Genomic DNA, 21,858 nt, shown 5'->3' with positions numbered 1-21,858 from the left:
TCCCTCTCGCTATGCTTTGGCAGGCCTCACCCAGCCTTCGGCTATCTTCTCCAGAACCTTTTCGAGCCAGCCCTCGTACCAGTACCAGGAATTGGCGACCTGGACGCCATACCCCTTACCGGGATTGCGTGCGTCAAGTTGCGCCGATAGCTTGGAATGATCGTACATGTTGAAAGCTCCAAAGCCGGCTTCTCGTACTTTCGTGACGATCTGCGACGGTAGGAACTTCGGACGCTCAGTTTCCTTGATGAGCACGCGTTCGACAGCTTCAGCCTCGGGCGAACCCGCTTTGACAAACTCCACCGCCAGATCTGACTTGGAGGCCTTGCCAGAAAGCTTCGGGACAAAGGCGATCCGGAAACGGAACTTCGGGTCCTTCTGCTCATCGACCGTGAGGGCATTGTGAAAATCGTCTATGGCCGTCGAGATGTTGGCCGGAAGGTCCGCACCGAGCAGCGATTTGCGCTGCACACCGTCGAACGTCACAAATTGCAGCGCAATCGGCAGGCGCTTCTCCAGCGCGAATTGTCGCCCGAACAACTGTTTTATCGCATCGTTGAAGTTGATGCAGCAGGCTTGGAGTTTTGCGCCTAGTGCATCATCGATCCGACTGGTAGAACGATGCTCTATCTCATTGCGAATCTCGATCAGGAATTTGAGATTGTTGACGACGCCCGCTTCAAGCGGACACGCACCAGTTGTTACGCACTGGCTTAGCTCCCAGTATTTGTCCGCCCCGCTGGGCGTGCGTTCGACGATGCCAGCACGCTTGTGGCGATAATCCACGCCCTCACGCTTGTAATAAGCGTGCATGAGATAGGTCCATGCGATGATGGCGGTAATGATGAATAGCTCGGCACGAAAATAAAGCCCTGCACTGTTGAAGGTATGCACCGCGGCGATCATTGCCTCCCGGGCTTTAATCAGAAGTTCGTCACCCTGGAGATGCAAGCCGGTATTAGGATCAACGTTCGGCCAGGAATCGAGAAAGGCGTCCAAATCATCGTCGAGCGCAGCTTTGATAGCCTTGTGTTTGGCGCCGTCACGGATTTCCGAGATACGTGCGTGATTGATCGAGCGAGTCGGCCGGGAGAAATAAGCTTGGATATCCTGAGGCACGAATTTGCGCGCCAGCATCGTTTTTACCAGCGCGACTTCCCATTTCTCAAGCGTGTTGCCCGGTCTTCTTGCCATGCTCCCCTCGACACGGATTTTACTAGGATCGATGTCGCAAAGCTGGGCGGATTGCGAGGAAACGCTCTCGGAAATCCCTTCCGGTGCGATCATCAAGGGCCGCAACGGCATTCCGAGAAACTTGCGTCGCACGACGCGGCGCTTTGACGTGACCGGCGGCGTCGATCGAGAACACGAGGGAGCGATGGGTGAAGTTGCTGGTATCGCCTAGCCGAGCTCGTGCGGACGACTTTTCTTTATGATAGCGCTGCAACTTGAGTGAGCCGACGAGTACTAACTTCTTCTCGGCGAGCAGTTTAAGCAAGCGAGATCGTTCGATCCTAATCCGCTCGCCACTGTCATCCCAACTGGTTTCGCCATACCCTCCGGCAGCACCCCAAGCTTCCGCTCGGAAGGCCGCGCCGCCGGCATTCGACCAGCTACGGACAATGGGATCATCGGCGGTTAGGCTGAGTTGTTCACAAATCCATTCGCTTGGCGTCGTCCGCTGCATTGACGTTCTCGCGGCATAGGGATCGTGCCGGTCGAAATGCCGTTCCGAATTTTGCACTGTGGCGATCCATTCGCGGACCGTGTGCCCCTCACTCCCGAAATGCCGCGCTATCTCATCCGTGTCGTCAGGCAGCCAGCGGAAGAACCTCTCGTCAGTCAAGAGGGTCATAAGTACTGCGGGTGCATCGCTTGGGGATGCGACAACGGTAGCGAGCGAGACTGTGGTATCGTTTGGCAACGACCAGCGGCCGCTGACCGGCAGCCATGAGCCTACCAACTCGCCGTCGACGATGCCGAGCATTGGCTGGAGCAACGCATGGTCTTCCTGTTCGGATGCCTCAACCTCGGGCATCGGTAGGTCTTTGCCAGTCGGCAGATCAAGCGGAAAAAGGTCGGTGGCTTCAGCGAGCCAGCGGCCATCCGGACGCGAGAGACGATACTCTGCCAGAAAATGCGCCCATGCGTCGCCACTCCAGTCTCGGCCTGTCACAATTCGCGACTGCAGCATCTCACCCGCGCTTAGCATCAACGCGTGCCAGCCGAGATATCCGCCATAGCGATCGACATCGGGAACCGATCCCGATGACCAGCCATCGTCATCAGTGTTGCTGCCGCGCGGGCAGTCGAACATCCCACCAACTTCCGTATCCCAGCGTCGAACCCAACGCGTGATACGATCCTCGACCTCCCAGCCAGCGCACCCAAACACATGGCAAAGGCGCTCGGTCTGATATTTGTTGAATTCATAATCGAGGTGGAACGCATTGTCCGGGCGCGGCGCCGAAGCAGGGCGTGGCACATAGCGGCCTTCGCTCCTTCCCGAGCCTGGTGCGTGTGGGAACGGCGACTGATTGACGCCGGATAATCGCCGGATCATCGAGTCGCGATCCTCTGGCTCCAGCACCACGGCGATCGCCTGCAAAGAATCGATCGCGAAAGCCCGCATGACGGGATGAGGAAAATCGTCGGCAAGGGCAACCTTCTCGAACAGGGCGCGATGCCGCGCTAACTGGTCTGGCCGGTCGACCGCGATTCGGGCCAGCGCGATCAGTAGCCAGAGCTGCGCATGCATCGGATAAGCAGGAAGCTTAGCATCGCCGAACGGAAGGACGGACGTCCTGTCATAAAGCGCGATCAACCGATCGATGACGTCGAACCGACCAACTGCTGCGAGGCGAAGTACGGCATGGGCGGCCCGCCAGCGCATCGCAGCCGTCCGATTACCAAGTCGTGCCCAGATCAGCCCGGCAGCCGCAGAAGCCTGATCATCGTCAACGAAGAATTGAGCATGCCACGGACCGTCGCCAACTTCCCTAGGCAAGGTGGCGCCGGTGAGCGCAAGAAAGCGCTCCAGCCCGGCCGCAAGCGCTATGGAGCCGACATCTGGGGCCAGTTTTGCGGCAAGCAGTAGCCAGGCATCTCCACCGATCTCGGACGCTGTGCCACCGAGTGTAACCACGACTGCCTCTACCAAGCTTGGGCGATCGCCATGGAAGTCGTTGAGAAGGCCTCGCCAGGCCGACCAGCGTTCGCTCGCTGAGCTGACCAGTTCTGTGGCATGTTTACGCGCAAGGTCTATCGCAAGACTCGGAAGCGCCTCGGTCATGGAGGGCGAAAGAGCGCTCCAGCCAGGGAGGAAATCGTCGAGCGCCCATAACTTATCGGTCAAGCGAGCGGTATTGGCCCCGACCACCGCGCGGACGAACGCAAGGCGCTTGGCGGGCGTATCCGCGCCCTGCGCTAGGTCGACGATTGTGCGCTGTGGCCAACGTCGGCCTGATTGATCGATCACCTCCTGCAGAATCGCCCGGTCGATTGCCTCGGGGTCGGCGAGATCTATCTCGAAGGTAACGGCGGTCCGCGAGACAGCCTCGCGGTGCGAAGGGGCTTCTTCAGCACCCCGGCGTCTCGCTAGCGCTGCGATCCGACTGCGTGCCTCGGATGTGGCTGGTAAGCGCTCCTCAGCAAGGATCAGAAGCTGTGCGATAAAGCTTCGCGGTGGCGACAGTTGGTCGTTGCGATCGATCTCGACCAAAATTATCCCAAAAAGCCATTCTTCATGCTCTGCTGGAAGCCTTGAGACCACTTCTTTGACGAAGTCCGCGGTCTGCCAGGTCCAAGTTTCAATCGGTGCGGCCAAGCCAAAGAGGCAGGCCGCAAGATCACCACTGAGTTTGCCTCGGCGCAAGAGGACCGTCAGAGCTGGCCCCAACGACAGGCCGAGCCTTGCTTTGTCGCGGTCGTCGAGCCGCGCCGCCATCGCCAAGGTGGCGAGGCCGGCAGCCGGCACCATTGTCGCAGCATAGTCGATCCAGGGAAACTTCGAATCCTCATTCTGGTTGAGTTCGAGGATCCGAGCGAGCGTGTGGCCGGCAGCGGCGCCGAGTTCGGGTCCGCTATAATGGCTGGCGAGATCGAGGAGATGGTTCGTGCGATCGAAGTCGTCGGATCCAATAGCGTCCGCCAGATCGAGCGTGCGCCTGAAGTAGACTGCGGAATCTTCGGGTGAGACGCGCCATACCGCTCGCGCGAGCATGCCGTAGGAGGAGACCCGCGAGCTGATATCTGTATCGAGGAGGATTTGCTGTTCCGCATGCGCTGCTAACGCGAGCGCGGCTTCGTGACAATCGGTATGGCGCGCGAGCCGCGCAATCACAGCGATCAGTTGCGGGATGAATATGCCTGGTGCGCTTGGCAACCAGGCCGCAAGCAGTGCAGCCGCCGGCGAATCGATAGTTCCCAATGCGTCGGCCACCAGAAACAGAGCGTGAAAACCGGTCCGCGCGCGATAGGATTTTCCGTCGCGGTATGGATAGTTCGAGGCTTGCTCTACCTCCAGCGCTAGGCGGGAGAGTGCGCTCTTGAATATTGCCTGCGGCGTATGGCCCACAGGCGGACGGATCATTTCAGCAATTACTTGGGCATAGGAGATAAGCGGCGCGATACGGTGCTCAAGTGCCTCTTGATATCCGGAGCGCTTCTTGTATTCGAGCTTTGGTTTGCGCCGACGATTTAGGGGGTTGCCGGGGGATTGATGCGGATCCATCAGCCGCTTGCGGAGATATTTCTCAAATGCGGCAGCACCCCTGCGCTGAATGCTAGGCGGGACAAGCGAGATGAATTCGTGGGGCGCGAGATCGAAGAGCGTCACCGGCTTACCGCGCAACGCAGCATTTATTCCTGCTCGGACGACCGAGATATCGGCGTCACGGTCATCTGACCAATAGCTAGTATAATCGTAGACATGCGGTCTCGCGATGGCAGCGGTTTCGAGGATCGCGCGTGCTTCTGCTACGCAGAGCAACAGCCGAAGAAGATCGTCGCGGCGCTGCATTTTGGCGCAAAGATCGAGTGCGGCCGTGATCCGCGCCAAACGAATATCGCGCAGGCTGACCTTGGACGCGCCCGGCGGTACACGCGTATCGAAGGCGAGCGTGATGAGCTGCTTGACGTCCTGTAGCGCGGTCAAGAGGGTTGGGAGAGCGCGGGCGGCATAATTGGAGTTGGCTTGCCGTGCGAACAGTGCCGCTACGATCCGTTCGCGGCCCGTTGGGTCGTGAGCGCTCAACTTGCGGATCAGCGTTTCGGTCGGCTCGTCGCGGAACATCAAGCCGTGCGGGGTTCGCTCGATCAAGGGAGCAAGGTCGCTGGCAAAGCTTTCGACTTGGGCGAGCACGATTCCAAAAGCGGCCGCCAGCTCCTCGACGGGGACAGGTGGTGGTAACAGCGCTAGGCCAGTCAGGAGAAGGTCGATGTCCGCATCGCTCGCACCCTTCTTCCGTGCGTCCTGCCGCGCGGCATCAATGCGCCTGCGCAGCAGAAGGTCGAGCACGTCGGCCGGCGTTGTCGCGCATTCTTCGTGAGTCGGCTGCAGATCATAGGGACGCCCGTCGGCTAGCAAAGTGTCGAGGCAGCGGGGATTGCGCCCCGACCTCGTCTCGAGCGCAGCGATCTCCGCTGCGGTCACCTTAGGATCGCGCGCGACGATCAAGCTTCGTGCTTCCTCCCGGGTAAAGGTGGGTATTTCGAGTTCACGATGTTCGGTATCACCAACCGCCTGCGCACGTCGTTCGGTCCGACAGGAGGCGACGAGCGCCACGCCTGGGATCGGCTCTACGGCAAGGCTGCGAAGCAGATCGTGCGCGAACGAAGTAGATTGGGTTTCTTCAGCGGCCATCGCAGCATGGTCGATCGCGTCGAGGATCAGCACAACGTCGGCTTCGTCCGAGGCCTGCCGTACTGTCGCGACCGCCTGTGTCAACCGTTGACGGAAGGCGCGCAGCAGGCTGACCGGCTCTGAGATCGGTAACAGGATGTCACATAAGCCATGTCCAGCGAGGAGATTGGCAAGATGGACCAAAGTCCTCTCGGAACGGTGCCGACCGTCGGCGGGATCACGCCAGCGACCTGCGCCGAACCCGTCAAAGATCACGACCTGATCACGCCGCCCCAGCGTCGCAGCTAGGCTTTGCATCAGGACCGTCTTGCCCATGCCACCCGCGCCATGAATGATCAGCGGGAGCCCGTGTTCGCGCACCATTGCTGCTGCCTGATCAACGATCGGTCGCGCAATAAGCGTGCCGATCGGTGGGAAGGCATCTTCGGTGGGGTAAAGCTGGTCTTCGTGGGCAACCTTGAGCTCGGCCAATACTGCGACGCGATTGATCCGCTTATCGCCGTCATTGTTCGCCCCGGCCTTAGTGCGCACGAGATTGCGTAGCTTAAGGAGCCGGAGCTCGGCTTCAGGGTCGCTGGTCTCGCTCCACGAAGCCAGGATTTGGCCGACGGTACGATCAGCCTCACTGAGTGATCCGCGGCTACCTGACAAGTCGAGGCGCCGCAGCAAGTCTGCCGGCGAATGAGGGTATTTTTCCAAAGCCTTGGCGAGTTGGGCTTGTTGCTTGGCGACATCGCCATCTCCCTGCTCGCCGGCGATGATCCCAGCGAGTGCGGTGAGCAAATTGGGATGGATCGGCCGGTTGGTCGCGAAGTCATAGCGGACCACCCGTTCGATATGCTCGGCGCCATGGCGTTCCTGAAGTTCGGCATCGGTTAGTGCAAACTTGATCAGCGTTGGCGCAAGATCTGCCGCTCGGGCCGGGAGGGCTGCGCTGGCGATCGAGTATTTGAACTGAACGACTTCGACGCGTGAGGCGCGCGCAACATCTGAATGATCAAAATACCGCACGAGATCGGCGATCTCCACGGCTCCGGTCCCCAGATCAGCTTCATCGATGCTGTCGAAGCCCTCCAACGTAATCGACACCAACCGCGTCTTTGGAAGCAATAGCTCAAGCGCAGATCGTGCTGCCCAGGCCTCATGAAAGGCGTGGCCAGCTTTCGATGCGCGAACTTTATCGATTGCGCCGGCATCGTCGAAACTCAAATCACCACCCTTCATTGCGGTACTCGCCGCGCTGCGTTACCAGAAATGAAAGTAACCGGCCGCCATTTGCCAGCGGTCAGCCCACCGCGTTCGGCATGGGCCAGCTCTGTCCAGAAATCACGAGAGCCGAAGGTAATGTGCTTGAGCGGCCGCAACGCATCCCAGACGGTGTCGGCCCGGTCGAGAACATACAGCAGCTGGCCGAGGTCCAACCAGAACACGTCGATGAGGTACGGGATCAAGTGAGCAAGCCCGTGCCTCTTAGGTGCCACCTTCGCTATGTCATCGAGGAGCTGCGCGGTCCGCTTGTTGAAGTCGGCGATGATCCGTTCATTCTCGCGATCCGGCACCACCACCGTCAGCTTCGCGCCAACCAACGAGCGAATAACGGTGCTCGACAGCGCCTTGTCGCTCACGGGTCCATAGCTCAGCGGCGATACAGCCACTTTCACGGGCCTAAGGTCGCCGACCACTTCGCCTGGTGAAGTCAGCGGTGTGTCGCCAGCCCGCAGATTGATCTCGTGGCGCACGAGCTGGGAAAGCATCCGAAGGAAACTGTCGTTGTAATCGCGAAAGAAAGCGAACATGTCGCCGGAGCGCGATTGCCGCGTCAGCATCTTCCCCTTCGTTTCGATCAGCGCGATGCGGTCCTCATGCCGTGTTGCGGCATCGCACTCGAAGCGCTGGCCCCTGACTTCATATGTATGGCTGCTAAGCACCGTGGATGCCTTGCCACGACACGCCCTCTCTATCGCCCGCTCCATCGTCTGCCCGACGACATCGGCGGCGTCGGAGCCCAGCTTTGACCAGAGAAGGCCGAAAACAAACTCGCACGTCGCTTCCGCCAGAAATGAGCGGGGCAGCGTCATGGCCTGGTCTCGGCCGCACGCAAAAAGCAGAACGCTATCTTGAGTGCGGCCATCGGCAGCGAGCGGATCGCTGTAGCCGCTGTTTACTCGCTCAGCAGCGCCCTTGGTCAGCCGAGTAAGCAGGGGAAGCGCCCGTTCGACATCAGCGCGGGGAAACGTGGTGGCTCGATCTTCTGCCGACCACTCGGAAAGCTTCGTGATCTCGCTCACGAGAGCGGAAGGCGCGAAACCCAGGCGAAGTGCGTCGTCCTCGGTCAGCACGCCGACCAGGGCATCCAGCACCTTGCGCATGGCCTGCGCGGGCATTTGCGGCAGGGTGAAGAATTCCCGCCATAACGTCGAGGCAGCCAGCGTGCGGTGAAGCTGACTCGGATGAAGGTCCATATCCTCGAAGGAGCTGTATCGCTGGCTATCGTGGACGGCGGCGAAGTCCGTGGCCAGCTCGATGAGCGTAGCCCAGGCAACCGCGGGCTTACGGGCGGTACCTTTTTTCTCCAGGTTTCGCAGAGCCAGCGACATCAACCAGCCGACCGGGATCATCGGGTGCTTGGCAGCATAAAGGCCGAGCCCGACTTCTCCGAACAGCCACATTCCGTCGTGAAGATTATTGGCGTCCCGCATGGCGCGGAGGATCTGATTGGCGGTATCGAGGCCCCCCAGAAGACCGGTGTACCCTTCGACGCTCCTGACAATCTCTCGACGGGCGTTTCCGTCAATTCGTGGCCCATACGCGCCGACATCAATCCTGAAGCCACGCTTTCGCAGGCGAAGGCAGGCCGCCCCAACGATGGTTTCGCGATCTCGCAACGATGAAGAGGCTAGAGCAGCCGGATCGCTGAATGCTGGCTGCTCCACCGCCCAGGCTATCGCCTGAGACCAGGCATCGTGATCAGACAACGGCGCACATCGCTGTGCTTCGATTTCGTTGAGTATGAGCCGCGCTGCAACGGCCGCCAGTCGAGGGACGTCCCCGAGAACGGAGGCGATTTGTAGAGAGCTTACGAGGCGGCCGAACTCGGCAGGAAACAGGCCATCCTCGCTCGGCAAGACCTCGGCGGGCGGCCTAGGGTCAACGCCGGGCAAATCCCTGGCTTCGAAGGCGCTCAGGAACCGAGTTAGGTCACCATCATCGAGCAAAGGGATCGCCTATCACCCTGAGGACAACCCAGAGGTCGAGGCTCTGAATCTCTAACGTTGTCCCATGGGCGCGTCAGCTCCGGAAGGCCTTCCCATCCTGAGCAGCGGAATACTGGGTGAAAGATTTTCACTGAGCGCTCGCCATTCACAGCGGCGACCACCGGGGCTCTATCGCGTGGCCGCAAGCTGCGATCGGCCGTGACCAAGCAAAGCGCGCGTCCGCTTGCGGTCAAGGTGCCAATGTCCGTTGTTGGCGCATAGTCGCCGATAGGGTGCGAGCTAAACGCCTAATTCTTCAACTTCGCGAGCCTGGAGATATTGTTCGCGGTCCTCCTCACTCATCTGCCGAAGTGTCCGCTGGCTAGCTGCCAGATACAGCTCAATCATCTTCTCATGGGCGGCGTCAGAGTAACGCTGCGGATTCTTCCGCATCTCATTGAGATATCCTGTCACCCTCCTGAAAAAGATCAACGGATTAAAATAGTCATCAATATCGTCCCACCCTTCAACCAATTTCTGTTGATTAAGGCGCCTCGTCGTACGCTGATCGCACTCGCCTTTGCAGACAAAATGAACGCTCCGAACCACATCTTCGTGTTGGGCAAATAGGATTGCTCCTTGTCGCGGCCTAGTCATACTGGTCTTTAGAAGGTCCCGCTTGCATACTTCGCATTCGAGCGGGACATAATGGCCGATAAGGGGGTGGATCGGCCTGAGTACCGTGTGAGTGAGCGGCAAATGCTGAGCAAGTACGCCGGATAAGCCGACATTGTGGAAACCGGCCTCGATCCTGGAAGCGTCGAAGATTTCGAACTCTGCGATCCTCCGCTGCTCCCGAAGCTCCTTCAGCCGGGTGATGAGCGCGGCGCTGGCGACCGTTGAGTAAAAGCCGATGAACCCCTCGGCGGAATGCTGTGTGAGTCGATCGACAATGTTTGTTTCGTGCTCGGTGCCGACGGCTGCTCCACTGCCCGCATAATTCTTACAGCTGACTAGCCATGTGAAAGTGCGAGAGATCAGTTCTCCTTTCAGCTGTTCTTTGATTAGGAGGTCTCGCCCACCGTCAGGTCCTCGCCCAGGCGGTATGTCGACCACGAGCCCCATGGCTACCAGATAGTCGCGGCTGAATGCCTCCCAAGCATCTCCGTCTTTGATCTCCTTGAAATCGATCACGAAGTCGATTCTCCCCTTGGGCCAATGGTCGGCATCTGTCCGCGATCTTATCCCTTCCCTCGGGCAGGCGCTCGTTCCGCTCTCGGTGGTCCACAAGCTAGTCGGTCCTATCGCGGGTGGCATGGGCGTAGAGCTCGCGGCGTCGCTTGAATGTCCGCTATCCGGCCGTGCTCTAAGTTCCGCTACTGGCGCGTTTCGGTCCCGCCACTCGGAGGCTTTCAAAACTCCTTGGGACCGGGCATGCACCTCAACTCCGCTGGCCGTGACGCGATGCAGAGGCCACGCTCCATCAAGCTTGCCGCACCGCATTCAATGCGGGCCCGACGTTCCGTGTCAGGACGGAATGAATCTGGGCGATGACGGCGGCGCCTTCGCCAACGGCGGCGGCGACCCGCTTGGTCGAACCGGCCCGCACGTCTCCGACGGCGAAGATGCCTGGGCAACTGGTTTCGAGCGGCAGCCGCTCGCCGTCGCCGGCGCGCTCCCCCGTGAGAACGAAGCCCTTTGCGTCGAGCGCCACACAGCCGTCGAGCCAGTGCGTATTGGGATCGGCGCCGATGAACAGGAAGAGGTGGTGTGATGTGCACTCCCGGATCGCACCTGTCCGGCGGTCCCGAAACCTCGTCCCGGTCAGGCCAGTCGCCCGGTCGCCGTGCAAATCGACGATTTCGCTGTCCACATGGAGTTCGACGTTGGGCAAGGCCGCGATCCGATCGATCAGGTACCGGGACATGGTCTGCTCGAGGGGGCGGCGCACCACCAGGTGCAGATGCCTGACCTGCGGCGCGAGATAGGCAACCGCCTGGCCCGCCGAGTTTCCTCCGCCAACCAGGACGACATCCTCGCCGGCACACAACCGCGCCTCGACGGGCGATGCCCAGTAGGAAACGCCCGCCCCTTCCAGCGCTTCGATGTTGGGAATGTCGGGCTGCCTGTAACGCGCTCCGGAGGCGATCACGATGGTGCGCGACCGCGCGGTGCCTCCATTGCTGAGCTCGAGGGTGAACGGGGCTTCCGCATCCGCTCCGTGACAGCGGAGCAATTCGACGGTCAGCGGAATGGCAAGCTCGGCGCCGAACTTCGCCGCCTGATTGAACGCCCGGCCCGCGAGGGCTTGTCCGGAGATGCCGGTCGGAAAGCCGAGATAGTTTTCGATCCGGGCGGACGCGCCCGCCTGGCCGCCGAAGGCGCGGCTGTCCAGGACCAGGACCGACAACCCTTCGGATGCGCCATAGACGGCAGTGGCAAGCCCGGCTGGCCCGGCCCCGATGACCGCCACGTCATGGACAGTCTTCGGATCGAGATCCGGCGTGATGCCGAGACAGGTCGCGGCATCGGCATTGCTCGGGCTTCTGAGCAATGTGCCGTTCGGGCAGATCATCAGCGGCAGGTCTTCGGGGGCGACGCCGAGCCGTTCGACGAGTTCGCGCCCCTCCGGCTCGCACGCGGCAATGACGGTGTGGGGGTAGCCGTTGCGGGTGAGAAAACCCGACAACCGGACGATGCCCGGATCATCCCGGCGTCCGACCAGGATTGATCCTGCGCCGCCGGTCTGCCCCTCCTCGATCAGCATGACGCGCCGGAGGATGAAGGCGCGCATGATCGTTTCACCGACATCCGCCGATCCGATGACGAGCGCGCGGAGATGCGGCGCATCAAAAGGGATCGCGACCGCACCAGCATCCCCCGCCACGACCGACATGAGGGATGGACGGCCCGAGAGCTGATTGGTCTCGCCGGTGAACTGGCCGGGACCGTAGGTCGTGCCCAGCGACGACCGGCCGGCCGCGCCGCGTCGGATCGCGTCAGCCGAGCCATCGAGAATCAGCCAGCAGGGGGCGTCGCGGGCGCCGATCTCGTAGACGACCTCACGCGGACCGAAGCGGCGCGGTGCGCCGCTGGCGAAGCGACGCGACGTCGCAATCTGAAGGGCGGACAGTGTCGGAAAAATCTGCTCTCGCCGAGCATCGCCGATTGCCATGGGGTGACCTCCGTATCGGGCCTATGCCACTTCTCGCGCGCGACGCCATCCGACCAGATGAGGAGCTTGACCGCAATCACGCCGGCGCGAACTGCGGCGCCTTCGGCAAGATGGGCGCGAAGACCAGAAGGGCCAGGAGCGTCGGCCCGAAGCTCGCCCATACAGCGGACAGCGGGCCGTAGCCGGCCGCAATCGTCACGCTGCCCGCCCAGGCGCCGATGGCGTTGGCGATATTGAGCGCCGCGAGGTTCATGGCCCCCATCAGCGTGAGCGCCTCCGGAGCGAAGCCCGTCAGGCGCACCCGCACTCTCTCGACGCATCGTCGGCTCCTACGAGCGGCAGAGGTCGATATGTCCCGATCTCAGGCTTCTTTGTCCGTCAGTGAATCCGGATTGGCTTTACTGCTCTTTGGAGCAAGTTTTTCGAGGCCACCGTCATGTCTTATCCAGGTTCCACCGAGAGCCGCCGCACGGTCCTGACCGCAGCGGTCGGTATAGCGGCAGCCGCAATTCTTCCGGCCCCCGCCTTCGCTACTCCCTTCTCCACTGTCCAAGCATCGAAAGGAACACATGCCATGAGCGCCGCTTACGTCACCACCAAGGACGGCGTGGAGATCTTCTACAAGGATTGGGGACCGAAGAACGCCCAGCCCATCGTCTTCCACCATGGCTGGCCGCTGTCATCGGACGATTGGGACGCGCAGATGCTATTCTTCCTTCACAACGGCTATCGCGTGGTGGCGCATGACCGGCGTGGTCATGGTCGCTCATCGCAAGTCAGCGAAGGGCACGACATCGACCATTATGCTGCGGACGCCTCCGCGGTGGCCGAGCACCTGAATCTGCGCAATGCCGTGCATATCGGCCACTCGACCGGTGGCGGCGAGGTCGCGCGCTATGTCGCCAAGTTCGGTCAGCCGCAGGGCCGCGTGGCCAAGGCGGTTCTCGTGTCGGCTATCCCGCCGATCATGGTGAAGACCGAAAAGAATCCCGAAGGACTGCCCATGGCGGTGTTCGACGGCTTCCGTTCCGCGCTCGCGGCCAACCGCGCGCAGTTCTTCCTCGATGTGCCGACCGGGCCGTTCTACGGCTTCAACCGGCCGGGCGTGACGCCGATCCCGGGCACGATCCAGAACTGGTGGCGCCAGGGCATGATGGGTTCGGCCAAGGCCCACTACGACGGCATCAAGGCGTTCTCCGAGACCGACCAGACCGAGGACCTGAAGGCCATTAACGTGCCGACGCTGGTGATGCACGGCGACGACGACCAGGTCGTGCCCTACGAGGATGCCGCCCTCAAGGCAGTGAAGCTGCTGAAGAACGGCACGCTGAAGCTCTACAAGGGCTATCCGCACGGCATGCTCACGACCCATGCCGACGTGATCAATCCGGATCTGCTCGCCTTCGTGAAGGCCTGATGAAGCGGTGCCTCGGCACTCGTGCCGAGGCACCTGCCAGGAGGGCTGTTGCATGAAGCTTTATGTCCATCCGGGTGCGAGCTCGCTCTCGGTGCACATCCTATTGCGCGAGATCGGGGAGCCCTTCGATCTCGAGGTCGTCAACGTGACGGCAAAGCAGCGGGCGGACGGCTCGGATTATCGCGACGTGGCTCCCAGAGGCATGGTGCCGCTGCTGGAGCTTCCCGGTGGCGAGCGGCTGACCGAGAACATGGTGATCGCGCAATTCATCTGCGATCGGGCGGAGCGACGCGATCTCATGCCTGCTCCCGGCACCATGGCGCGCTACCGGGTCATGGAGTGGCAAAGTTTCGTCGCCGCCGAGCTGCACAAGAGCTTCATCCCGCTCAACTGGAAGATCGACGCGCCGATGCGCGAGCTCGTCCTCGCCCGCATCCGGGGACGTCTCGCCTTCGCCGAACAAGGGATGGTTGGCCCGTTCCTCACCGGTGAAACCTTCACCGCTGCCGACGCCTATCTCTTCGTCATCGCCAGCTGGACGCGCTTCTACGGCATAGCGCTCGACGCCTATCCCCGGCTGGCGGCTTTCCTTCGGCTGGTCGGAACGAGGCATTCGGTCAAGGCCGCGCTTCACGCCGAAGGACGCGGCATGGTCAGCCTCGACGATCCGACACCGGCACCCTGAGCGTCCATCCGCCGACACAAACCCGAACAACTTTCGAGCGGCTGCGCAGGCGCCACCGCTTTCGGAAGGGCTCATCTTCATTCGAAGCGAAAGGAACCGACCATGCCTGATACTCTCGAACGGACTCCGACGCGCTATATCGATAGCGGCGGTGTGCGCTTCGCCTATCGCCGGCTCGGGCCGGAGGCGGGTATTCCGCTCGTCCTGCTGCAGCACTTCACCGGCACAATGGACGCGTGGGATCCGGCGGTGGTCAATGCGCTGGCGGCGCGGCGGCCGGTGATCGCCTTTAACAATGCCGGCGTCGGCACCTCCTCCGGCGAAACACCTGACAGCGTCGAGCAGCAGGTCACCGATGCCGAAGCCTTCATCGCAGCGCTCGGCCTGAAGCAGGTCGATCTCCTTGGCTTCTCGCTCGGCGGCTTTCTGGCCCAGGTGATGGCGACGCGCGGCGCGGTCGATGTCCGCCGGATGATCCTCGCCGGTACGGCTCCGCGCGGCGGCGAGGAGCATCTGCTGCAAGTGGTCGAAGAGGCCTTCGCCCGGAACGCACGCGACGTCAGGCTTCCCCTCTTCTTCACGCCGTCCGAAGCCAGCCAGGCCGCCGGCGCCGCCTTCATCGACCGCGCCGGCGCCCGGACGAGCGACCGTGATCCGGACCGGGGCGAGGCCGTCAGCAACCCGCAGGCGCAGGCCATCATCCGCTGGTGCGCGGAGCCGGACCCGGATCACGCCTCGCTCAGGGCGATCCGACAGCCGACGCTCATCGTCCATGGCAGCGACGACACGATGTTCCCGTCGATCAATGCCTACGAGATGTTCAAGAACATGAGCAGCACCACGCTGATTATCTATCCGGATTCAGGCCACGGCGCGCTGCTCCAGTATCCGGAAACATTCGTTTCGCATGTCGAGACCTTTCTCGGCGCCTGAACTACACAGCAAACGACAGGATGACGACATGGACGCTCTGGCACGGAAGATCATCGATGCCCATGGCGGGCTCGACAGATGGAAGAATTTCACCACCTTGACCGCCCACCTTCGGCAGGGCGGCGTGCTCTGGCCGCTCAAGGGGCATGGCGGCAAGCTAGACGAGACGAACGTCACGGTCGGGCTCGGGCGGGAGTGGGCTTCTCATTCGCCGTTCGGGCCCGAGGGCAAGGTGACCCGCTTCGAGCCGGGCCGCGTCGAGATCAGGGACGCCGCCGGGAAGATCGTCGAGGAGCTGGACGAGCCTCGCGCCTCCTTCGCCGGGCATACGCTCGAAACACCATGGACAGAGCCTCAACTGGCCTATTTCGCCGGGATTGCGATGTGGACCTATCTCAACATGCCGTTCCTGCTGGCTGCGCCCGGCGTCGTCAGCCGATCCGTCGGGGAGTGGCGGGAGAAGGGTGAGACCTGGCAGAAGCTCGAAGTGGCGTTTCCCTCCGACATCGCCACGCACAGCACCGTGCAGACGCTCTACGTCGACGATGCCGGCTTGCTGAAGCGTCACGACTACGATGTCGAGATCGCCGGGAACACGCCGGGCGCACACTATATCGGCAGCTATGTCGAGGTGCAGGGTCTCCGCTTCCCGACCGAGCGGCGCATCTACCCGCGTCAGCCGGATGGAACCTCGCTTGCCGAGCCGCTGGTCGTCTCGATCGACCTTTCGGACATCCGGCTGGCCTGATTCCGCAGCAGGGCCGCTGCCTCTATGCCGCGGCCCTGCGCATGATCCGCTCGCCAATGGTTCGCCCACTCCGGTGCACGACTCCGGATCCGGGCTATTTGAACCAGACGCCCGCCTTCACCGCAGCGAACATCGCCAGCCCATAGGCCAGGAGTGCGAGCGCCAGCGAGGCGAAGAAGGCTTCGAGCGAACCCGTGAGCCGCAAGACAAGCCAGCCGCCGAGCAGTGCGACGACGAGGCGAAGCGCGCCGGCGCCCAGCGGCCAGAGCAGCTTTCCCGCGCCCTGGCTGGCAAAGTAGAGCGACAGTCCGAGCCCGAAAAAGCCGTAGAAGGGGCCGACGATCCGCAGATAGGCGCTGCCGGTCGCGATCATCGCGGGCTCGGCGCTGAACAGCCCGAGCCAGGCGGCGGGAAACAGCGCGGCCACGATACCGATGACTTCGGTGATCGCGAAGGACAGGCCCGCTCCGCTCAGCCCGATCTCCAGTGCCCGCTCGCGCTGGCCCGCGCCGATATTGGTGCCGACGAGCGCGACCATCGGCGCGCCGATGCCAAAGATCACTGGGACCAGCAGATATTCGAGCCGGACGCCTGTCCCGAAGCCCGCGACCGCATCCACCCCGGCCGCGGCGGCGACGATCGCGGTCGCGCCAGCGACGATGAGGTTGGTCTGGAGCGACTGCAGCGCCGAGAGCGCGCCGACTTTCAGGATGCCGGCGAGCGGCTCCCAATGCAGGCGCACCCAGTGGAACCGCGCCGGGTTGCGCCCCGAGAGGACGTACCACGCCATGGCGAGCGTTCCGCCGGCGTAGAAGGTGAGCAGCGCCACCCCTCCTCCCGCGATGCCGAGAGCCGGAATGGGGCCGAAGCCGAAGATCAGTAGGGGCGAGATCGGGATCAGCAGGGCGACTCCGACACAGCTGACGATGGCCGGGAATGCCATGTTGCCCGTGCCGCGGATCACGCTGGCGAGCCCGTTCATCAGCCAGATCAGGCCATTGCCGGCGAAGACGACGCCCGAATAGGTCAAGGCCGCCTCGAGATCGCCGCCGGAGCCGCCGAGCAGACGATAGATCGGCCGGCCGAAGATGAGGAACAGGGCCGAGAAGCCGAGGCCGAGGGCGAGGTTCAAGACGATCGCGTGCAGGACGAGAGCGTCAGCCCGTGCGCGCTGTCCGGAGCCGAGCGCACGCGCCACGGCCGAGGAAATGCCGCCGCCGATCGCGCCGTTCGAGAGCATCGTCATCAGCATGACGGTCGGGAACACGAGCGCCATGCCCGCCAGCGCCTCCGTCCCGAGCTTGGCCACGAACCAGGTCTCGATCAGCCCGCTCGATGCCTGGGCGAGCATGATGAGCACGTTCGGCCAGGCCATCCGGACCAGCAGCGGCAGCACGGGCGCTTCGAGCATGCGTCTGGTGCGCGGATCGACGGGCACAGCCGACCCCGCGCGGTTCGCGAGCTCGGCCGAGGAACCGGGCAGTGAGCCGGGCGCCCCCGGCGCAGAGGCGTCGTCACCGCGTCGCATGGGCTGCCCCGCGTCGATCGAGCATCATCGCCACCAGTTCAGCCAGCGCCGCCATCGCGCCGATGGCCCAGACCGCGCCGATACCGATGATACCGGCACCGATCGCCGATCCGATGGAGAAGCCGAGATACGTGGTCGAGGTGTTGAGCGCGAGCGCAACGGATGCCTCCGAGACTGGCCCGGCCGCGATCAGCCGCGCCATCTGGGCAGGAAACAGCGACCACACGCTGAAGCCCCAGGCCGCGATGGCAGGGAGCGCGACTACGAGGGCCCCTGCCGGCGCCAACAACGTCGCAACGGCGAGAGCTGCAAAGGAGATCGAAAGAGCGATGAGAGAGCTCCGCACCACCCGGTTCGATCCGAAGCGGTCGTTCAGCGTGCCGCCGACCGTGACGCCGATCGCTGCGGCGAGGCCCCACATCGAGACCGTCGCGCTGATTCCGGTGGCACCGAAACCGAGCACCGCCTTCAGATAGGGAGCGATGTAGGGGTAGGCCGTGAAGGCGCCGATCGCCCAGAACAGGCTTACGGCGAGGAGGCGAAGGATCGCAGGGCGCCGGACCACCCCGAGCCGTTGCTTCAGGCTCGCCACCGCAATCCCGAACCCGGCGTCGGAGCGAATCCCGAGACCGATTCCGACGATCGCGACGAGTCCCATCGCAGCCACGGCGAGAAAGGTGGTTCGCCAGCCGAAAGCATGGCCGACGATGGCGCCGAGAGGCAGGCCGAGCGCGATGGCGATCGTCATGCCGCCGCTGACGATGGCGAGCGCACGTCCGCGCTTGCCCGCAGGTACGATGACTCCCGCCAGCGAGTTCGCTCCCGGAATGTAGAGCCCCGACGCGACCGCCATCATGATGCGGGCGAGCATCAGCGCCGCGAAGGACGAGGAGTGCGCTGCGATGAGGTTCCCGGCGGTGAAGATCGCCATGGCGAGAAGCAGCGTATCGCGCCGCCGCAAGCTCGCGGTCAAGACGGTCGAGATCGGCGAGCTTACGGCAAGGACGAGCGTGAAGACGACGACCAGCGTGGCCGTCGCCGAGAGGCTCATCCCGAGGTCGTCGGCGATGGTCGGCAGAAGCGGCGCGATCATGAACCCTTCGGTTCCGATGGCGAAGGTGCCGAGCGCGAGAAAGGCCGGGGGCAGAAGAGAGCCTTCCTCAACCGGCTTCGACGCCATCGCTTCGACGGCGGCGGGGGCCTTAGCCGCGGAGGATAGCGGCTTGTCATGAATCATCGAGAGCGCTCCAAACGCCGCAGGCTCCCCCTGCCGGACCGACATGGGGGCGCCTCTACGGATCAGACCGGAATGGGATTGGCGATCAGTTCGAGATTGAAGCCCTGCACCAGCGCGTGCTCACCGCTGCCTGGGTTATCCCGCAGCGCCTTAATCTCGTCGACGATCACCTCTGCCGCCTCGGTGGCGAGACCGGCCATCGTTTTTTCGATGAAGATGTCGAGCGGCATGGCGCGAGAGTCGCCGCTCTTCTTGATGAGGTCGGTATCGACCCAGGGTGGCGCGATCTCCTGCACCGAAACGCCGGTTTCGCGCAGCATGAAGCGCTGCGACAGCGCATAGGAGTGCAGGGCTGCCTTTGTGGCCGAATACACAGCCGTTGTCGCCAGCGGCACATAGGCCAGGATGGAGGTGTTGTGGATCACCGTCGCACGTGGCTGGGCCTTCAGATGCCCAATCAGCGCCGATGTCAGCCGGATCGGCCCGAGCAGATTGGTGTCGATGATCTTGCGCGACGTCGCATCGTCGATCGTGCCGCCCGCATCGTCGAAGGGCATGATGCCGGCGTTGTTGATCAGCACGTTCAGGGTCGGATAGGCCTGCGTCAGGCGGCCAGCCACCCGTTCGATATCGGCGGCATCGGCGATGTCGAGTTCGATCCCATCGATGCCCGGATTGGCCGTCGTCACCTCGTCGAGCAGCGCCCGGCGGCGCCCCGCCACGATCACCTTGTTGCCGAGCTTGTGGAATGCCTCGGCCAGGCCCCGCCCAATGCCCGAGGTCCCCCCGGTGATGAAGATCGTGTTGCCGGTCATCTGCATGGCGTCACCTGGTATCTCTCGTTGAGGCAGACCGGGCACTCCCCGCCGCCGATGGACCGACAATCGCAAACAATCGCAATGTCTCAAATGACACATAAGCGTCGATTTGAGACATTGCGTCGCGAAATCTCGCTATCGCCGAACGTTGACGGCCGCGCGGTCTGCGGGCTGGGCTCAGCCTTCGAGAAAGCGATCGATCTCGGCCGCGAAGTCGTCGATGTGCTGAAACAGGAAGGCGTGTCCCGCGTCCGGATAAAGCACCAGCTTGGCATCTGGCGCCTGCTGCGAGAGCACATAGGAACGATAGGCCGGCAGCATCACGTCGTGAGCGCCGTTCGCGACGAGCATCGGCAGCCTCAGCTCCTTGGCGCGGTGCAGTACGCCAGGCCAGCTCGACACCGCCTTAACCTGCCCCATGAACGACACAGCGCTGACCGGCGGCCCCCGACCTGGCGCCGTGGCGATGCGGGCGAGCGAGCTGCGGCCGGCAGCGACCGCGCTTTCGCTCTCCGGATAGAACAGGAACAGGAAATCGTCGGCGTCGTTTTCCGGCTTTGTCATGATCTGCGGCACTCGCGGATGCTGCTGCGGACCGTCGGCGACCGGCCCCGGGCTCGACCCCGCCACGATGAGCCGGCGGACGAGCGCCGGGAAATCGAGGGCGAATTGCTGGCTGACCACGCCACCCAGCGACCAGCCGAGCAGATCGACCTGCGAGCAGCCGAGACGCTGGATGAATTCGGCCGCGACGGCGGCGAGTCCCGCGACCGTCTCCGGCACGCTCCCATCGGAGCGCCCTATGCCCACGCTGTCGAAGCGGATCACCCGCCTGTCTTGTGAGATCGCCGCGATGAAGGCCGGGTCCCAATCGTCCATCGTGCCGCGGAAGCGCTGAAGGAGGACCAGCGGCAAACCGCCGATCGGTCCGTCTTCACGCCATGCCAACCGCCCGAAGGATGTTTCCAGCGCATTGATCTCGGATTTGACGGCCACGCTTGCCTCCGGCGTTCGACCTTGACGGTCGAGACAAGCTAGGCCCCACAGTCGTCCGCTCCTAAGTCAACAAGGCGGCAATTCCGGACATGGCCGCCGCCATGGCGTCTTCTTTTGGCTGCCGGAGCGGCACCTGACGCGTTATGCGAACCGAGTTGGGTGCGATGGCTTCGCTGGCCGGGGAACTACTCGCCAGCCTCGGCCATGCCAGATGTCACGTCGCCTGCCTGTTCCTGCGCTTCCGCCAGGCGTAGATTGCGACGCAGCGTCTGCGGCGGGTGCCCGAAGAAGCGCAGGAAAGCCCTGCGCATCCGATCGCGATCGGCAAAGCCGGTATCGCGAGCGACGATATCCATCGGATGCCTGCCATCCTCCAGCATCGCCTTCGCCGCCTCCAGGCGCAGCCGCTCGACAGCCTTCGCCGGGGATTGCCCGGTCTCTTCGCGAAACACGCGGGTGAACTGCCGTGGGCTCAGGCTCGCCGCATCCGCGAGTTCCTCGACGGTCAAGGCGTTGCGGAGATTCTCTTTGGCATAGACGAGCGCTCGTTTCACGCGATCGGAGCGCGGCTCAAGTTCAAGCAAGGCCGAGAACTGCGACTGGCCACCGGGCCGCCGATGATAGATGACGAGCCGGCGCGCGACTCCCCGGGCCAGCTCCGCGCCATAGTCATCCTCGATCAGCGCCAGGGCTAGATCGAGCGCGGAGCTCATTCCTGCCGATGTCCAGACATTGCCGTCCTTGATGAAGATGCGGTCGTCGTCGACCCGCACGGCGGGGTAACGCTCCTGCAGCGTCTTGGCATGGGCCCAGTGCGTCGTGGCTGATTTCCCATCGAGCAGACCTGCTTCCGCCAGCGCGAATGCGCCTGTGCAGACGCCAGCGACACGGCGGGAATGCTGGCCGGCAGCGGCGATGTAATCGCGCAACGCCGTCGTAAGGGGCCGCGGACGCAACTCGCCGAGAACCATGAGGGTGTCGGGAAATTCCCCTAGCGGGACGGTTTCAACCTTCATGCCCAAGGTAGATAAGATGCCCCCGCCTCTCTCCGACATGACGGAGACCGAGTAGGCGTGGCGGCCAAGCTGCAGGTTGGCGAACTCGAATGCAGACAAGGCAGCCAAGCCCATGACTTGGAAACCGTCTTCCATGATGAAGCCGACATGTCTCATCCGCACCTCCACCTCACCGGTTTCGCTTGATAGCATGATTTCATGCACGGCAGAGCGGGGCTCGAAAGCCGTCACGCCAGTCGGCCACCATT

Annotated in this window: 15 protein-coding genes; 4 read left to right on the top strand and 11 right to left on the bottom strand. The window is 62.9% G+C overall.

Translation table 11 applies throughout. The annotated features are described in order from the left end of the window. Positions 1 to 9: 9 nt before the first annotated feature. From AB4Z10_RS13150 to AB4Z10_RS13125, 6 genes are all read right to left on the bottom strand, one after another. Positions 10 to 1,287 carry a DUF3644 domain-containing protein gene (locus tag AB4Z10_RS13150; RefSeq protein WP_441470834.1) on the bottom strand — a complete coding sequence of 426 codons (1,278 nt, stop codon included), beginning with the start codon at positions 1,285 to 1,287 and terminating at the stop codon, positions 10 to 12. Continuing rightward, positions 1,217 to 7,087, bottom strand: coding sequence for an NACHT domain-containing protein (locus tag AB4Z10_RS13145; RefSeq protein ID WP_441470833.1), 5,871 nt, complete (start codon positions 7,085 to 7,087; stop codon positions 1,217 to 1,219). Before AB4Z10_RS13145 ends, AB4Z10_RS13150 begins: the two co-directional genes overlap by 71 nt. After that, positions 7,084 to 9,078 (bottom strand): hypothetical protein, encoded by a 1,995-nt coding sequence (locus tag AB4Z10_RS13140; protein WP_441470832.1) that lies wholly within the window; start codon positions 9,076 to 9,078, stop codon positions 7,084 to 7,086. Before AB4Z10_RS13140 ends, AB4Z10_RS13145 begins: the two co-directional genes overlap by 4 nt. A 279-nt stretch (positions 9,079 to 9,357) precedes the next feature. Continuing rightward, positions 9,358 to 10,251, bottom strand: a complete 894-nt coding sequence (locus tag AB4Z10_RS13135; RefSeq protein WP_441470831.1) for a hypothetical protein — start codon at positions 10,249 to 10,251, stop codon at positions 9,358 to 9,360. A gap of 289 nt (positions 10,252 to 10,540) precedes the next feature. After that, positions 10,541 to 12,232 (bottom strand): FAD-dependent oxidoreductase, encoded by a 1,692-nt coding sequence (locus AB4Z10_RS13130; protein WP_441470830.1) that lies wholly within the window; start codon positions 12,230 to 12,232, stop codon positions 10,541 to 10,543. Between the two features lie 76 nt (positions 12,233 to 12,308). Continuing rightward, a complete protein-coding gene (locus AB4Z10_RS13125) occupies positions 12,309 to 12,533 on the bottom strand; it encodes a hypothetical protein (RefSeq protein WP_441470829.1) in 225 nt (74 codons plus the stop codon). Positions 12,534 to 12,806: 273 nt separating this feature from the next. On the opposite strand from AB4Z10_RS13125, the gene AB4Z10_RS13120 reads away from it, so the two are divergent. From AB4Z10_RS13120 to AB4Z10_RS13105, 4 genes are all read left to right on the top strand, one after another. Beyond that, positions 12,807 to 13,649: an alpha/beta fold hydrolase gene (locus AB4Z10_RS13120; RefSeq protein ID WP_441470828.1), complete on the top strand. Its 843-nt coding sequence runs from the start codon at positions 12,807 to 12,809 to the stop codon at positions 13,647 to 13,649. Between the two features lie 52 nt (positions 13,650 to 13,701). Further along, positions 13,702 to 14,334 carry a glutathione S-transferase C-terminal domain-containing protein gene (locus AB4Z10_RS13115; RefSeq protein ID WP_441470827.1) on the top strand — a complete coding sequence of 211 codons (633 nt, stop codon included), beginning with the start codon at positions 13,702 to 13,704 and terminating at the stop codon, positions 14,332 to 14,334. Between the two features lie 102 nt (positions 14,335 to 14,436). Beyond that, positions 14,437 to 15,267 (top strand): alpha/beta fold hydrolase, encoded by an 831-nt coding sequence (locus AB4Z10_RS13110; protein ID WP_441470826.1) that lies wholly within the window; start codon positions 14,437 to 14,439, stop codon positions 15,265 to 15,267. Positions 15,268 to 15,295: 28 nt separating this feature from the next. Continuing rightward, positions 15,296 to 16,015, top strand: coding sequence for a hypothetical protein (locus tag AB4Z10_RS13105; RefSeq protein WP_441470825.1), 720 nt, complete (start codon positions 15,296 to 15,298; stop codon positions 16,013 to 16,015). A 94-nt stretch (positions 16,016 to 16,109) separates the two neighbouring features. Here the strand turns inward: AB4Z10_RS13105 and AB4Z10_RS13100 are convergent, their stop codons facing one another. The 5 genes from AB4Z10_RS13100 to AB4Z10_RS13080 all read right to left on the bottom strand — a co-directional run bounded on the left by AB4Z10_RS13100 (position 16,110) and on the right by AB4Z10_RS13080 (position 21,766). Continuing rightward, complete coding sequence (locus AB4Z10_RS13100; protein WP_441470824.1) at positions 16,110 to 17,543, bottom strand: MATE family efflux transporter; 1,434 nt, start codon at positions 17,541 to 17,543, stop codon at positions 16,110 to 16,112. Beyond that, positions 17,530 to 18,780, bottom strand: a complete 1,251-nt coding sequence (locus tag AB4Z10_RS13095) for an MFS transporter (RefSeq protein ID WP_441470823.1) — start codon at positions 18,778 to 18,780, stop codon at positions 17,530 to 17,532. The genes AB4Z10_RS13100 and AB4Z10_RS13095 overlap by 14 nt, the downstream gene beginning before the upstream one ends. A 62-nt stretch (positions 18,781 to 18,842) precedes the next feature. Further along, a complete protein-coding gene (locus AB4Z10_RS13090) occupies positions 18,843 to 19,601 on the bottom strand; it encodes an SDR family oxidoreductase (protein WP_441470822.1) in 759 nt (252 codons plus the stop codon). Between the two features lie 174 nt (positions 19,602 to 19,775). Next, positions 19,776 to 20,594 (bottom strand): alpha/beta fold hydrolase, encoded by an 819-nt coding sequence (locus tag AB4Z10_RS13085; RefSeq protein ID WP_441470821.1) that lies wholly within the window; start codon positions 20,592 to 20,594, stop codon positions 19,776 to 19,778. Positions 20,595 to 20,779: 185 nt separating this feature from the next. Beyond that, complete coding sequence (locus AB4Z10_RS13080; RefSeq protein ID WP_441471081.1) at positions 20,780 to 21,766, bottom strand: GlxA family transcriptional regulator; 987 nt, start codon at positions 21,764 to 21,766, stop codon at positions 20,780 to 20,782. Between the last annotated feature and the right edge of the window lie 92 nt (positions 21,767 to 21,858).

The organism is Allobosea sp. RAF48 (assembly GCF_052114025.1).
Lineage (GTDB): Bacteria > Pseudomonadota > Alphaproteobacteria > Rhizobiales > Beijerinckiaceae > Allobosea.
The sequence above is the reverse complement of the archived record's forward strand: the minus strand, read 5'-3'. Positions and strand labels throughout refer to the sequence as shown.

What these genes read in the sequence shown, in the direction of transcription:
- AB4Z10_RS13145 (WP_441470833.1), bottom strand. Translation starts at nt 7,087, where the DNA reads ATGAAGGGTGGTGATTTGAGTTTCGACGATGCCGGCGCAATCGATAAA.
- AB4Z10_RS13100 (WP_441470824.1), bottom strand. Translation starts at nt 17,543, where the DNA reads ATGCGACGCGGTGACGACGCCTCTGCGCCGGGGGCGCCCGGCTCACTG.
- AB4Z10_RS13090 (WP_441470822.1), bottom strand. Translation starts at nt 19,601, where the DNA reads ATGCAGATGACCGGCAACACGATCTTCATCACCGGGGGGACCTCGGGC.
- AB4Z10_RS13150 (WP_441470834.1), bottom strand. Translation starts at nt 1,287, where the DNA reads ATGATCGCACCGGAAGGGATTTCCGAGAGCGTTTCCTCGCAATCCGCC.
- AB4Z10_RS13105 (WP_441470825.1), top strand. Translation starts at nt 15,296, where the DNA reads ATGGACGCTCTGGCACGGAAGATCATCGATGCCCATGGCGGGCTCGAC.
- AB4Z10_RS13095 (WP_441470823.1), bottom strand. Translation starts at nt 18,780, where the DNA reads ATGATTCATGACAAGCCGCTATCCTCCGCGGCTAAGGCCCCCGCCGCC.
- AB4Z10_RS13110 (WP_441470826.1), top strand. Translation starts at nt 14,437, where the DNA reads ATGCCTGATACTCTCGAACGGACTCCGACGCGCTATATCGATAGCGGC.
- AB4Z10_RS13130 (WP_441470830.1), bottom strand. Translation starts at nt 12,232, where the DNA reads ATGGCAATCGGCGATGCTCGGCGAGAGCAGATTTTTCCGACACTGTCC.
- AB4Z10_RS13120 (WP_441470828.1), top strand. Translation starts at nt 12,807, where the DNA reads ATGAGCGCCGCTTACGTCACCACCAAGGACGGCGTGGAGATCTTCTAC.
- AB4Z10_RS13080 (WP_441471081.1), bottom strand. Translation starts at nt 21,766, where the DNA reads ATGAGACATGTCGGCTTCATCATGGAAGACGGTTTCCAAGTCATGGGC.
- AB4Z10_RS13115 (WP_441470827.1), top strand. Translation starts at nt 13,702, where the DNA reads ATGAAGCTTTATGTCCATCCGGGTGCGAGCTCGCTCTCGGTGCACATC.